Source organism: Thauera sp. WB-2, from assembly GCF_027594845.1.
GTDB classification, from domain to species: Bacteria; Pseudomonadota; Gammaproteobacteria; order Burkholderiales; family Rhodocyclaceae; genus Thauera; species Thauera mechernichensis.
In genome coordinates, this window is sequence record NZ_CP088935.1 from 2,352,334 (window position 1) to 2,364,696 (window position 12,363).

The following is a 12,363-nucleotide window of genomic DNA, read 5'->3' on the forward strand; positions in this document are numbered from 1 at the left end:
GCTCAGCCAGGCGCGGGTTGCCGTTACTCAAGCGCTGCAGCGGCCTGCCGCATTCAACGCTCCATCCTCGCCGCGGTCAAGCGCCGCGAGCCAGGCGACAATCTCGGCCACCACCCTGTCGGTGGCGACGCGTAAGGCCTCGGCGCCGGCGCTGGCATCTGCCCGCGACGCATCGGCGCTCCCGCTGAACTCGCGCATCGCGACCGCTGTCTCGCTGCGAGATGGATAGAGCGCAGCACGCAGGACTATGCGCGCATGGCTGCGCTCCGCGGTCGCGAATTCCTGGATGAACTCGTCTACATCGACATGCAGGCGACAACGCCCTGGTGCTGCCGCGGGCTGCAGCGCGCGCTGCAGGTTCAGACCCAGCATGGCTGCCGGTGGCGACACCCAGCGGCTCTCGGCATAGGCACGCCGACGCCCCGGATCGTTCCAGGCCAGGCGGTACTGCATTGCTGTCGTCTCGAGCCATGGGGGACTCGCCACCTCGATCCGCGCAGGCACGAGCGCAGGTCTGACCGCGGCAGACGCGCCGAGGCCAAGCTCGTAGAGCGCCATCGGCCTCGGCTGCAAAGAGAATCCTCCACACCCGGCAAGCGCCAGCAGCAGTAGGCCGGCAAGCCAACAGCGACCATCAGGCACCATGTACGAAAACAATGCTGCATACCTCAAGTCAAGATCCCCATCGTCAAGGCCCGGCCCTCGCATGTTCTTGTTCCCAATCAACGCCCGCTGGAAAAGCCCGCTTCTCCGGGCCCCGGCTCGGTGGCGGGACGTCCCGTCAGCAGCACCTGCGGCGTACTGTCGACCTCCTCGACCAATCTGCTGATCCGCCGCGAGGTTGCACTCAAGTCGCGCAGCAGCTCGTTGAGTTGGGGCAGCGTCCCTTCGAGCAAGCCGTCGCTGGCCGCGACCGCCGCCTGATCGACGCGTACCGCCATGGTATCCAGCCGACGCAGAAGCTGGCGGAGTTCGCCGAGCGTAGGTGCGACTTCCGCACTGGTCCGTTCAAGGCTTGCCAGCAGGCCGGACAGCGCAGCCAGGTTGGCCGGGGTGAAGGCGCTGCGGACACTCTGCAGCGTCTGCGGCATCTCGGCCAGGCTGCGGTCGAAGCCAGAGGCAGCGCTCTCGATGCTGGACAGTGCGGCGCGCACTCGACCAAGCGTGTCATCATCAAGAAGGACCGCCATGCGCTCGCTCACCCGTTGAAACTGCCCGACCATCTCGAGCGCGCGCTCGGCGAGCACGTCAAGTAGCCCTGGCTGCAATTCGATGCGTGGCGGCAAGCCGGAAGCCTCCACCAAAGGCAGTGGCTCACCGCCGCGGTCATCGAGCTGGACATACGCCAATCCGGTAACACCGAGCGTGCCCAAGCTTGCCCGTGCTCCCCGCGTCAGCGGCAGATCGCGTGTAACGCGCACGTGCACCAGCACGTTGCGCGAGTCATCGGGGTCTATATGAACACTGCTGACCGCCCCTACCGCCAAGCCGCGAAAGCGCACCCTGGACTGCGCCCCCAGGCCGTTGATGTCGCCTTGCGCAACCAGCACCAGTTCGCGCACCGGTTCGCGCTCCTGGGAGAACCACCATAGTGCCAATGCGATACCTGCCCCGAGGATCAGCGCGAACAGCCCGGCAGCCAGTGCATGCGCACGATTCTCCATGTCAATTTGCTCCAGTCGCGCGCGCCAAGGCCCGCTGTCCTTGCGCACCGCGGAAAAAGCGCTCGATGAAGGGGTGATCCACGCGCAGCGTCTCCTCCAGCGGGGCATAGCTCAGTATGCGCCGATCGGCAAGTACCGCAACCTTGCTCGCCATCGCTGCCAGGGTATCGAGATCGTGTGTGATCAGCACCACGGTCAGCCCCAGATCGCCATGCAGCGCCCGGATCAGGCGCACGAATGAGGCGCTGCGCTCAGGATCGAGCCCTGCAGTCGGCTCGTCGAGCAGCAGCAGCTCAGGCTCGAGCGCCAACGCACGCGCGAGCGCGGCGCGCTTGACCATGCCACCGGAGAGCTCAGCCGGCATCAGCACGGAATGCTCGGGCTCCATCTCCACCATGGCGAGCTTGAGCGCGACGAGATCGTCGATCTCTGCAGCACTCATGATGCCCAGCTCGCGCATCGGAAAGGCAATGTTTTCGCCGACCGTGAAGGCCGAAAACAATGCGCCCTGTTGGAACAGAACCCCGAACCGACGCTGGCGCGCAAGCCGCGCGCTCCGGTCGCCTGCTTGCAGCAGTTCGCCGAACAGTTGCACCGTACCGGCTGCGGGCCGGGTCAGGCCTATGATGTGGCGCAGCAAGGTCGTCTTGCCACTGCCAGAGCCTCCCACCAGGGCGACGATCTCGCCTCGGGCCACGTCGAGATCCAGCTCTTCGTGCACAACGTTGCGACCGAAGCGGGTTGCAATTCCACGCAGGGAGACGACTGTGGCGGGCGAGCTTGCTGGCGGGTTCATCCCGGGATCCCGATCGACTTGGTGGCGATTGCGAACAGCGCGTCAACCAGGATTACCGCCGTGATCGCCGTCACAACCGAAGCCGTGGTGTTCGCCGACAGGCTCTCGGTATTGGGCTTTACACGCAGCCCGAAGTGGCAGGCGACAAGGGCGATCAAGACACCGAACACCGCGCCCTTGGAGAGGCCTATATAGACATTCGCGACCGGCACGGCATCAGGTAGCGCGTCTACGAAGTAACGCAAGCTCAGGTCGAGCTCCACCCAGGCCGACACCCAGCCCCCCAACAGCGCAATGGTCGAGGTCCACAGTACCAGCAGCGGCATCACAAGGCCGAGCGCGATCACCTTGGGCAACACCAGGCGCAGCGAGCACGACACCCCCATGGCGGCAAGCGCATCGATCTCCTCGGTCACCCGCATCACCCCCAACTGTGCGGTCATCGCCGACCCCGAGCGGCCCGCCACGAGCACCGAAACCAGCACCGGCCCCAGTTCTCGAATGATCCCAAGGCCCAGGATATTGACGATGAACACGTCCGCGCCGAACACCTTGAGCTGGAGTGAAGACAGATAGGACAACACAACGCCGATCAGGAAGCCCACCAGCGCAGTCACCGGCATGGCCTTGACGCCGACCTTGTGCACGTTTGCGGAGATCTCGAGCCAAGGCCAGTCGCGCGGGTGGCGCAAGACGTGCAGCAGGTCGAGGAAGATCTGTCCGAGCAGAGCAACGAAGTCCCGCACATGCGCCAGGAACGCGATCAGTGCACCGCCGAGCGCCACCACCGCATCGATTGGCGTGAAAGCCGACAGTTGCGGCAGCGGCCGTTCCGCGCTGCGTGCGACGCGCTCCAGCGTTTGACGATGCGCCGGGCGCAGGCTGAGTTGCGTCGGCCAGCGCCGCCCCCAGGCCTGCCAAAGCAGGGTCGCCCCAAAGCTGTCCAGCCGTTCGACCGCTTCGAGACTCCAGGCCGCATCGGCGGACGCCATGCGCAACTGCCGGCGCAGTCCTGGCAACTGCGGCCCCAGCGCACGCAAGGTCCAGTCACCGCTCAACCGGGCCGAGGCGGGCGTCAGCACCAGGCTGCCGCCTTGTCGCGCTTCTGCCTGGCCACCGGGACTCATGAGCGCTTATGCGGTGGCGCCGCGTACGCTCAGTGCGCGCACGTAAAGCCCGCGCCCAAGCCCCATCCATTGGCGCTGCTCCTCGTTGAGCGCGGCCGCGGTCAATGGCAGCTTCTGCAGCCACCCCGGCGCTGCCGTCACCGAGAACCCCCTGCCCTCCCGCTTCATGGTGATCGGCGGCAGACCACGGGCGTCGCGTGCGCGATGGATGACAACGGCCAGGCGCAGGCAGGCGATCAGCATCCAGTCCGAACTGCCTGCATCGATTGAAGCCACCCGTTCGAGCTTGCCTCGGTGCGCCAGCACCAGGCGCGCCAGGCGTACCTGGTCCATGCGCGAAAAACCAGGCATGTCGGCGTTGGCCACGATGTAGGCGCTGTGCTTGTGATAGCTCGAGTGCGCGACCGAGATCCCGATTTCGTGCACCAGCGCGGCCCAGCGCAGGAAACGTCGGTCCGGGTGCTCTGGGTCCGTCATTGCCGGCTCGAGCTGGCCCAGCAGGTGGCAGGCGGTATCTGCCACCTGCTGGGCCTGGCGCAGATCGACGCCGTAACGACGCACGAAGGCGCTGATCGTCGCGTCGCGCAGGTCATGGTGGTGGTAACGGCCAAGCAGGTCATACAGCACGCCGAGACGCAGGGCCCCCTCGGAGAACAGCATGTGCTCGAGCTCGAACTCCTTGAACACAGCGCTCATGATGGCAAATCCGCCCAGGATCACTGGCAGGCGGTCGCCCTTGAGGCCTGCGAGGTCGATCGCATCGAGGCGACCTGCGCGCAAGAGCACGGCCTTGAGCTGCTCGAGGCCGTCGCGAGTAATCCCCCCCGAAGAGAAGCCGTTCTGCTCCAGGATCTCAACCAGCGCCTTTGCGGTACCGCTTGAGCCCACGGCCTCCTCCCAGCCGGTGTCGCGATAGGTCTGGGAGATGGTCTGCAATTCGCGCCGCGCTGCCAGTTCGGCCTCGCGGAACGCACGCTTGTCGATCTGGCCATCAGGGAAAAAACGCAGGCTATAGCCGACACAGCCCATATAGCGCGACTCGAGCAAGGCCGGCTCGAAGCTCTTGCCGATGATGAACTCGGTGGAACCTCCACCGATATCTACGACCAGCTGCTGCTTGTGCGGGTCGGGCAAGGTATGCGCAACCCCGACATAGATCAGGCGCGCTTCCTCGCGGCCCGCGATCACCTCGATCGGAAAGCCGAGTGCCGCTTCGGCACGGATGAGGAAATCGGTCGCGTTCTTCGCCACGCGCAAGGTGTTGGTGGCAACCGCACGCACCCGGGTAGGCGGAAAATCACGCAGGCGCTCGTGGAAGCGTTGCAGCGCCGCGACGCCACGCTGCTGAGAAGCGAGATCAAGCTTCTTGTCGGGAGAAAGGCCGGCGGCCAGGCGCACGGCCTCCTTGAGGCCGTCCAGCGGATAGATCTGGTCATTGACGATGCGGCCCACCTGCAGCCGGAAACTGTTGGAACCCAGGTCGATTGCCGCGATGAGATCTTGCATCATGCTTTAGGAAACTGACGCCACCGGCGCCGGAAGTGCGGATTCTAGCACCGCGCCGCGTTGCATCAGGGGCCATTCGTTTCGCCCCAACACATGGCGCAAACCATGCCGCACAAGGGCTGCGCGCTGTCATGTTCTCGCAACGAAAGTGTCACATAATCATGAATGCCGCATCTCGTTCAGGACGCCCCATGCCCCAGTTCAATCGCACCTCCATGCAGTACCCGGCCGATCATTTCCTCAACCGCGAACTGTCCCTGCTGCAATTCCAGCGCCGCGTCCTGGCGCAGGCGGCCGACCCGACCGTTCCCCTGCTCGAACGCCTGCGGTTCCTGTGCATCGTGTCGAGCAATCTCGATGAGTTCTTCGAGATCCGCGTCTCCGGCATCAAGGAACAGATCCGTATCGGCAGCCGACAGTCGGGCGAGGACGGCATCACGCCGTCCGACCTGCTCGCACGCGTCAGCGACGAGGTGCACGAGATCATCTCCGAGCAGTACGAACTGCTCAACGACGACATCCTGCCCGCACTCGAGAACGAAGGCGTAGTTTTCCTGCGCCGCAGCCTATGGACCGAGGCCCAGCGTGACTGGATCGAGGACTACTTCGTGCGCGAGGTGATGCCGGTCCTGACCCCGGTCGGTCTCGATCCTGCCCACCCGTTCCCGCGTGTGCTCAACAAGAGCCTGAACTTCGCGGTCGAGCTCGAAGGTCGCGACGCCTTCGGCCGCGACTCGGGTGCCGCCATCGTGCAGGCGCCGCGTGCGCTGCCGCGCGTGATCAGGCTGCCGCGAGAAATTTCAACGCAGGAGTACACCTTCGTATTCCTGTCCTCGGTGCTGCATGCCCACGTTGCAAGGTTGTTTGCAGGCATGCAGGTGCTCGGCTGCTACCAGTTCCGCGTCACCCGCAATTCCGACCTGTTCGTGGATGAGGAAGAGGTGAAGGATCTGCGCGCATCGCTCAAGGGCGAACTCCAGCAGCGTCATTTCGGCGACGCGGTGCGCCTTGAGGTGGCCGACAACTGCTCGGATGAAATGGCCAGCTTCCTGCTGCAGCATTTTCATCTCACGCCCAGCGATCTTTATCGCGCGCCCGGCATCGTCAACCTCGTCCGCCTGATGCAGGTGCCCGACTGGGTCGAGCGCGCTGACCTCAAGTACCAGGCCTTCGTGCCCGGCCTTCCGAGAGGTCTCGACAAGCGCCGCCAGATCTTCACGGCGATCCGCAACGGCGACATCCTGCTCCATCACCCTTTCCAGAGCTTCGCCCCGGTCATTGAAATGCTGCGCGCTGCGGCTGACGACCCCCAGGTGCTGGCGATCAAGATGACGGTGTACCGGACCGGGACGGATTCGGTGCTCATGGAGCACCTGGCGCGCGCGGCGCAAAAGGGCAAGGAAGTCACCGTCGTGCTCGAACTCATGGCGCGCTTCGACGAAGAGGCTAACATCACTTTGGCCAACCGCCTCGAAGAAGTCGGCGCCCATGTGGTGTATGGCGTCTTCGGCTACAAGACCCATGCCAAGCTGCTGATGGTCGTGCGACGCGAGGAAGACGGTCTGCGCCACTACGTACATCTGGGCACAGGCAACTACCATCCGCGCACCACCCGCTTCTATACCGACTTCGGCCTCATGACCTGCAACAAGGAGATCGGCGAGGACGTCGCAGCGGTCTTTACCCAGCTGACCGGACTTGGGCGCGCCACGGAACTGCGCCACCTCTGGCAAGCACCGTTTTCGCTCCAACCCAACGTGGTGGCGGCGATTCGCCGAGAAGCCGAGATCGCCCGCGCCGGCCGGCGCGGACGCATCATCACCAAGATGAACGCACTGCTCGAGCCGGAAACGATCGAGGCGCTCTACGAAGCGTCGCAAGCCGGTGTCGAGGTGGACCTGATCATCCGTGGCCCCTGCGCGCTGCGCCCCGGCGTGCCCGGCTTGTCGGAGAACATACGCGTGCGCTCGGTCGTCGGGCGTTTCCTGGAGCACCACCGCATCTTCCACTTCCACGCCGACGGCGAAGACCTGGTGTACCTGTCCAGCGCCGACTGGATGGACCGCAACTTCTTCCGTCGCATCGAGATCGCCTTCCCGGTGCTGGACCCGCGCCTGAAGCGCCGCGTGATGAAGGAAGGCCTGCGCCCCTACCTCGGCGACAATTGCCAGGCCTGGGAAATGCAGCCCAGCGGCAGCTACCGGCGCAAGCATCCGCGCAGCGTACGCCGTGCGGCCCAGCTCATCCTGCTCAATGAGCTCGCAGCCAGCAGCTGAGCGGCCTACTTGCGTTGCGCGTCGATCACCCCGGACACCTCACGGATCAGGGTGGTCGCGCGCTGCATCTGCTTTACGCCGCCCACCTCCATCGTGAAGCGCATGTAGGCCGTACCCTTCTTGGTCAGGGTATTGACGGCAATCACGTTGAGCTTCTCGCGTGACAGCACTTCGGAGATGTCGCGCAGCAAGCCCTGGCGGTCGATTGCCTGGACGACGATATCCACCTGATAGAGCGCCGTACGGCTATCGTTTGCACGCTCGCCCCAGTCGGCGGCGATGACGCGCTCGGGGTGCTTGGCCGCAAGTTGCTGGAAATCGTGACAATCGACACGATGGATCGAAATGCCCCGGCCGCGGGTGACGAAACCCTCGATCGCATCGGGCGGGGCCGGTTTGCAGCAGCGTGACAGCGAAGTCATGAGCTTGCCGACCCCGACGATCAGGATCTTGTCCTGGTTGTCGCCCGAGCGACTGCGGCTGACGACGAACGCTTCTTCCTCGCTGGGCGCAGCCACAGGTGCCGTGCCCTCGCGCAGCGCGGTCTGCACTGCACGCGGTCCGACCTCGCCCCGACCTGCCGCCAGGAAGAGCGCCTCTGCGTTCTTGAAGCCCATGCGCTCGGCCAGCCCGTCGATGTTGGCCTGGGCGTGGCCATCGCGCTGCATCTCCTTGGTCACGAAACTGCGGCCGCGCGCCAGCAAGTCTTCTTCATCGAGCTGAGCGAAGTACTGCTTGATCTTGGAGCGCGCGCGCGAGGTGGCCACATAGGCCTGGCGGGCGTCGAGCCAGTCGCGTGACGGCCCGCCCTCGCGCGCCGACACGATTTCCACGGTCTGACCGCTCTCGAGCGCCGTGTTGAGCGGCACCAGGTGGCCATCCACCTTGGCACCCCGGCAGCGGTGGCCAAGGTCGGTATGCAGTCGATAGGCGAAGTCGATCGGGGTCGCTCCACGCGGCAGGTCCACCACCTTGCCCTGGGGGGTCAGTACATACAGCGTATCGTCGAGCGAAGCGCGTTTGAACTGCTCCATCCATTGCGCGGAATCAGTGACCTCGTCGCGCCAGGACAACAGGTTCCGCAACAGCGCAATCTTCTCGTCGTAGTCGCCGCCGTCGCGCGCCCCTTCCTTGTATCGCCAATGGGCTGCAACGCCCAGTTCGGCGTGCTTGTGCATATCGTGGGTGCGAATCTGCACCTCGAGCGCGCGCCCGTCACCGGCCAGTACCGCCGTATGCAGCGACTGATAATTGTTGCCCTTGGGCTTGGTGATGTAGTCGTCGAACTCCTGCGCAATCGGTTGCCATATCTGGTGGACGAAACCGAGCACGGTGTAGCAGTCGCGCACGTCATTCACGAGCACCCGTAGCGCCCTGATGTCGAACACCTGCGAGAAATCGAGCCGCTTCTTGCGCATCTTGTTGTAAATGCTGTAGATGTGCTTGGCTCGACCGGTAATCTCGGCCTCGATGCCAACGGCAGACAATTCGCGCTTGAGCCGCTCGATGGCGTCCTGGATGAACTGCTCGCGCTCGACCCGGCGTTCGTCCAGCATCTTCGCGATGCGCTTGTAGGTGTCGGGCTCGATGAAGCGGAACGAAAGGTCCTCGAGTTCCCACTTGATCTGCCAGACGCCCAGGCGATTGGCGAGCGGTGCGTAAATGTCGAGGCTCTCGCGGGCAACGTCCACACGCGCCTCGCCAGGCAGCTCGGTGTAGTAGCGCAGCGTCTGCGTGCGCGACGCGAGCCGCACCATCACCACGCGGATGTCCTCCACCATGGCCAGCAGCATCTTGCGCAGCACTTCGGTCTGGGCGCGGATCTCGGGCGCTGACGCGGTTGCCGTCATGCGTGTGAGTACGCGCAGGCCGTTGAGGCGATGCAGCCCACGGACGAGGGCGGAAACCTCACTGCCGAAGCGGGCGCCGACCTCCTCGACCGGGTCCTCGAGCTCCTCCCACACCGCAAACAGCAGCGCAGCCAGTCGCGTCTCGAGATCCATGCGCAGCGACGCGGTGATCAGCGCCGCACCGATCGCATGCGTCCAGGTGGATTCTCCGGTGCCCAGCACCTTGTCTTCGTAAAGGTCGGCAATCCAGTCGAGCGCAGACTGGATCTGGCCGCGGCCAGCCTCATCCAGGCCGGTGGCGAGCATGTCGAGGGGAGCCGCGGTGTCGCCCGGGGCGATGGCGTGAGTGACGGAAACCATGGCGTCGGATTATCCCACATCGGCCGGCTGCAGATGCAGAAGCGGCAGCGCTCTGCCCCCTTCCTTTCAATCGGCGCCGCGGCTGTGCCATCATCGGCGCACCACGACAAGCGCCCGACCCACTCGGCAGACACACTTCGATGCTCGACCGCATCCGCAGCCTGTTCGGACTCCGACACAAACAGCGTGCCATCCAGCCCGCACAGTGGGCGCGTGTCGAGGCCCGCCTTCCCTTCCTCGCCTTCCTGCCCGCTGCAGAGCGCGAGCGCCTGCGCTCGCTCGCGCTCGACTTTCTGGCGACGAAGGAGTTCCACGGCGCCCATGGCCTGCAGCTGGACGACGATACCTTGCTCGCGATCGCACTGCAGGCCTGCCTGCCGATCCTCAACACCGGGCTTCAGGCCTACGCCAACTGGGTGGGTGTCGTCATTTATCCAGGCGACATCCTCATCCCACGCAGTGAGTTCGACGATGCCGGCGTCCTGCACGAATACGACGACGAGGTCCTGGGCGAGGCCTGGGAAGGAGGGCCGGTGCTGATCGCCTGGTTCGAGCATGGCGAACAGCCTGCCGGCATCAATGTGGTGATCCACGAGTTCGCCCACAAGCTGGACATGGAGAACGGCGGCGTTGACGGCCTGCCCCAGCTGCGGCCCGGGATGTCGCGCGCAGTCTGGGCGGACGCCTTCTCGAAGGCCTATGAAGACTTCTGCGCAGACGTCGATCTTGGTCGCCCTTGCGCCGTCGACCCCTATGGTGCCGACAGCCCGGGGGAGTTCTTCGCCGTGGTTTCCGAGGCTTTCTTCGAAACCCCTTGTGTGTTGCAGACGCGCTTCCCAGCGGTCTATGAGCAGCTCAGGCAGTTGTACCAGCTCGACCCTGCGGCCGGCGAGCGCGCGGCTGGGCAAAGCCAGCATGACTGAACGCAAGCACCTGCTGATCGTCTATCACACCCAGAGCGGCAATACCGGCCAGCTTGCGCAAGCCGTGCTGCGCGGGGCAGGCCAGGTCGCCGAGGTCGATACCATGCTGTTGCGGGCCTTCGACGCCGGCACCGAAGATCTGCTCCGCTGCGACGGTCTGTTGCTTGGTACCCCGGAGAACTTCGGCTACATGTCCGGCGCACTCAAGGATTTCTTCGACCGTACCTACTACCCGTGCGAAGGCAAGCTCACCGGTCTGCCTTACGCCGTCTTCGTCAGCGCAGGCAACGATGGCACCGGCGCGGTGCGCGAAATAGGGCGCATCGCCAACGGCTACGGCTGGAAGCAAGTCGCCGAAGCGCTGATCGTACGCAAGTCGATCACACCACAGGCACTCACCGACGCCGAGGAACTCGGCGAAGCCATGGCCGCAGGCCTGTCGATGGGCGTGTTCTGAAACGGCCGCCTGACGGCGCACCGCCACGGATATGACGTTCGCCATTCCAGCGGGCAAGGGTGACGTTTTCGCGAAGTGAAAGCCGCGTTCATCAAACGGTAACAACTCCATTTGGCAGACCCCGATTTCGTGTCCTAAGCTGAAAGCGCGTATGCCCTTCGGGCCCGGCCCGGTGCTCGAGGCAACGCCCTTTTTAGTAGCAACGGAGGGTGTCTCATGGCCATAACCTGGATTCTTGTTGCCAACGCCAGTCTCGCCAAACTCTATGCCAACCTGGGGCCCAACAAGGGCCTGACACTGGTGAAGGAACTGATCCACCCGGAAAGCCGTCAGAAGAATGCCGAACTCGTCACCGACCGCTCGGGCGCCATGGCCGCGAACGGTTCGGGAGGCGGTTCGATGCAACCCCAGACGCTGCCCAAGCAGCACGAAGCCAAGGTCTTTGCACAGGAGATCGCTCAGGAGTTGTACCAGGGAAGGGCCAAGAACGCCTTCAAGCGGGCGATCCTGGTCGCTCCGCCGGCCTTCATGGGCATGCTCAACAGCGTCATCGATGCACCCACGGCGCAAATGGTCACCGACCGTTTTGAAAAGGACTACACCAAGACCACGCAGAACGAACTCAGCGAACGTCTTGGTTCCGCGATCTTTCTCTGAAGGAGGGTGTTTTCACGCTTTCGCCGTACCCGATCTGTCACTCGTCGAGGGCCGAAGGCCTGCAGACAAAGGAGGACGCATTTGATCCTGGTGAGAAAATCGTAGTTTCCGTATCGAAAGCAGGAACCCAAGCGAAAGATGTGTCTCCCTAATGGGACACTGGAAGGGCTGATATGCCACCTTCAATGAGAACGGGACGCTCTGCGTCCCGTTCTCATTGGTGCAGCCGCCAGCGCGCCAAAGTCCGATACGAAGCGCCCTGTGCCGTGCGCTCGGAAGCCATCAAGGCGAAACTCGCCACCTGCCAGTGCACGGGCGCCACAGGGCCTGATGGTGGCGCGTCATGTGCCTTGCGAAGCAAGGTCACATGAGGATTGAAGGTCCGCTCATCGAGCGCCAGGCCGGCATTACGGACACCGGTGCAAAGTTGCGCCGCCAGCGCCTGCAAGGCACCCGGTGGGGTCGATGGCGCAGCCCACACGACGCGGTTGCCATGCCAGCTTCCGGCCACATCCACAGTCAGGGCGAAGGCTTCACCCCTGATCTGCCGTCCGAGCCGCAGCACAGACTCGAGCGCAACAGTCGGGACCTCCCCCAGAAAGGCGAGCGTGAGGTGGAGCGTGTCACGACGCATCACACGCCCACCGCAGAGCAGCTGAAAGGCGCGCGCCAGCGCATGAAGACGGTTAGCCGTCGCAGCGTCGGGCCATAACGCGAAGAACACGCGCAAGTGTTCGTGATCGTCCG

The 12,363-nt window shown here is 64.4% G+C and carries 11 protein-coding genes; 4 read left to right on the plus strand and 7 right to left on the minus strand.

The features are described 5' to 3' along the window. Nucleotides 1-27: 27 nt before the first annotated feature. The 5 genes from LQF09_RS10795 to ppx all read right to left on the minus strand — a co-directional run bounded on the left by LQF09_RS10795 (nt 28) and on the right by ppx (nt 5,096). Nucleotides 28-558, minus strand: coding sequence for an ABC-type transport auxiliary lipoprotein family protein (locus tag LQF09_RS10795; protein WP_270067945.1), 531 nt, complete (start codon nt 556-558; stop codon nt 28-30). Between the two features lie 164 nt (nt 559-722). Then, nucleotides 723-1,664 (minus strand): MlaD family protein, encoded by a 942-nt coding sequence (locus tag LQF09_RS10800; RefSeq protein WP_270067946.1) that lies wholly within the window; start codon nt 1,662-1,664, stop codon nt 723-725. A gap of 1 nt (nt 1,665) precedes the next feature. Continuing rightward, complete coding sequence (locus LQF09_RS10805; protein WP_270067947.1) at nt 1,666-2,460, minus strand: ABC transporter ATP-binding protein; 795 nt, start codon at nt 2,458-2,460, stop codon at nt 1,666-1,668. Continuing rightward, nucleotides 2,457-3,587 carry an MlaE family ABC transporter permease gene (locus LQF09_RS10810; protein ID WP_002928973.1) on the minus strand — a complete coding sequence of 377 codons (1,131 nt, stop codon included), beginning with the start codon at nt 3,585-3,587 and terminating at the stop codon, nt 2,457-2,459. The genes LQF09_RS10805 and LQF09_RS10810 overlap by 4 nt, the downstream gene beginning before the upstream one ends. Nucleotides 3,588-3,593: 6 nt before the next feature. After that, nucleotides 3,594-5,096 (minus strand): exopolyphosphatase, encoded by a 1,503-nt coding sequence (ppx, locus tag LQF09_RS10815; RefSeq protein ID WP_270067948.1) that lies wholly within the window; start codon nt 5,094-5,096, stop codon nt 3,594-3,596. Nucleotides 5,097-5,284: 188 nt separating this feature from the next. On the opposite strand from ppx, the gene ppk1 reads away from it, so the two are divergent. Next, nucleotides 5,285-7,369: a polyphosphate kinase 1 gene (gene ppk1, locus LQF09_RS10820; protein WP_002937497.1), complete on the plus strand. Its 2,085-nt coding sequence runs from the start codon at nt 5,285-5,287 to the stop codon at nt 7,367-7,369. Nucleotides 7,370-7,374: 5 nt separating this feature from the next. On the opposite strand, the gene LQF09_RS10825 is transcribed toward ppk1, so the two are convergent. Further along, on the minus strand, nt 7,375-9,579 hold the full coding sequence (locus LQF09_RS10825) for a RelA/SpoT family protein (RefSeq protein WP_002928966.1): 2,205 nt from the start codon (nt 9,577-9,579) through the stop codon (nt 7,375-7,377). 140 nt (nt 9,580-9,719) lie between these two features. Here LQF09_RS10825 and LQF09_RS10830 point away from each other — a divergent pair, with 140 nt between their 5' ends. The 3 genes from LQF09_RS10830 (at nt 9,720) to LQF09_RS10840 (ending at nt 11,616) form a co-directional block, all read left to right on the plus strand. Next, nucleotides 9,720-10,502: a zinc-dependent peptidase gene (locus LQF09_RS10830; protein ID WP_270067949.1), complete on the plus strand. Its 783-nt coding sequence runs from the start codon at nt 9,720-9,722 to the stop codon at nt 10,500-10,502. Next, nucleotides 10,495-10,959 carry a flavodoxin family protein gene (locus tag LQF09_RS10835; RefSeq protein ID WP_002928964.1) on the plus strand — a complete coding sequence of 155 codons (465 nt, stop codon included), beginning with the start codon at nt 10,495-10,497 and terminating at the stop codon, nt 10,957-10,959. Before LQF09_RS10830 ends, LQF09_RS10835 begins: the two co-directional genes overlap by 8 nt. A gap of 216 nt (nt 10,960-11,175) precedes the next feature. Next, nucleotides 11,176-11,616 carry a host attachment protein gene (locus LQF09_RS10840; RefSeq protein ID WP_002928963.1) on the plus strand — a complete coding sequence of 147 codons (441 nt, stop codon included), beginning with the start codon at nt 11,176-11,178 and terminating at the stop codon, nt 11,614-11,616. A 214-nt stretch (nt 11,617-11,830) separates the two neighbouring features. On the opposite strand, the gene thpR is transcribed toward LQF09_RS10840, so the two are convergent. Continuing rightward, complete coding sequence (gene thpR, locus LQF09_RS10845; RefSeq protein ID WP_270069879.1) at nt 11,831-12,340, minus strand: RNA 2',3'-cyclic phosphodiesterase; 510 nt, start codon at nt 12,338-12,340, stop codon at nt 11,831-11,833. Nucleotides 12,341-12,363: the final 23 nt, after the last annotated feature.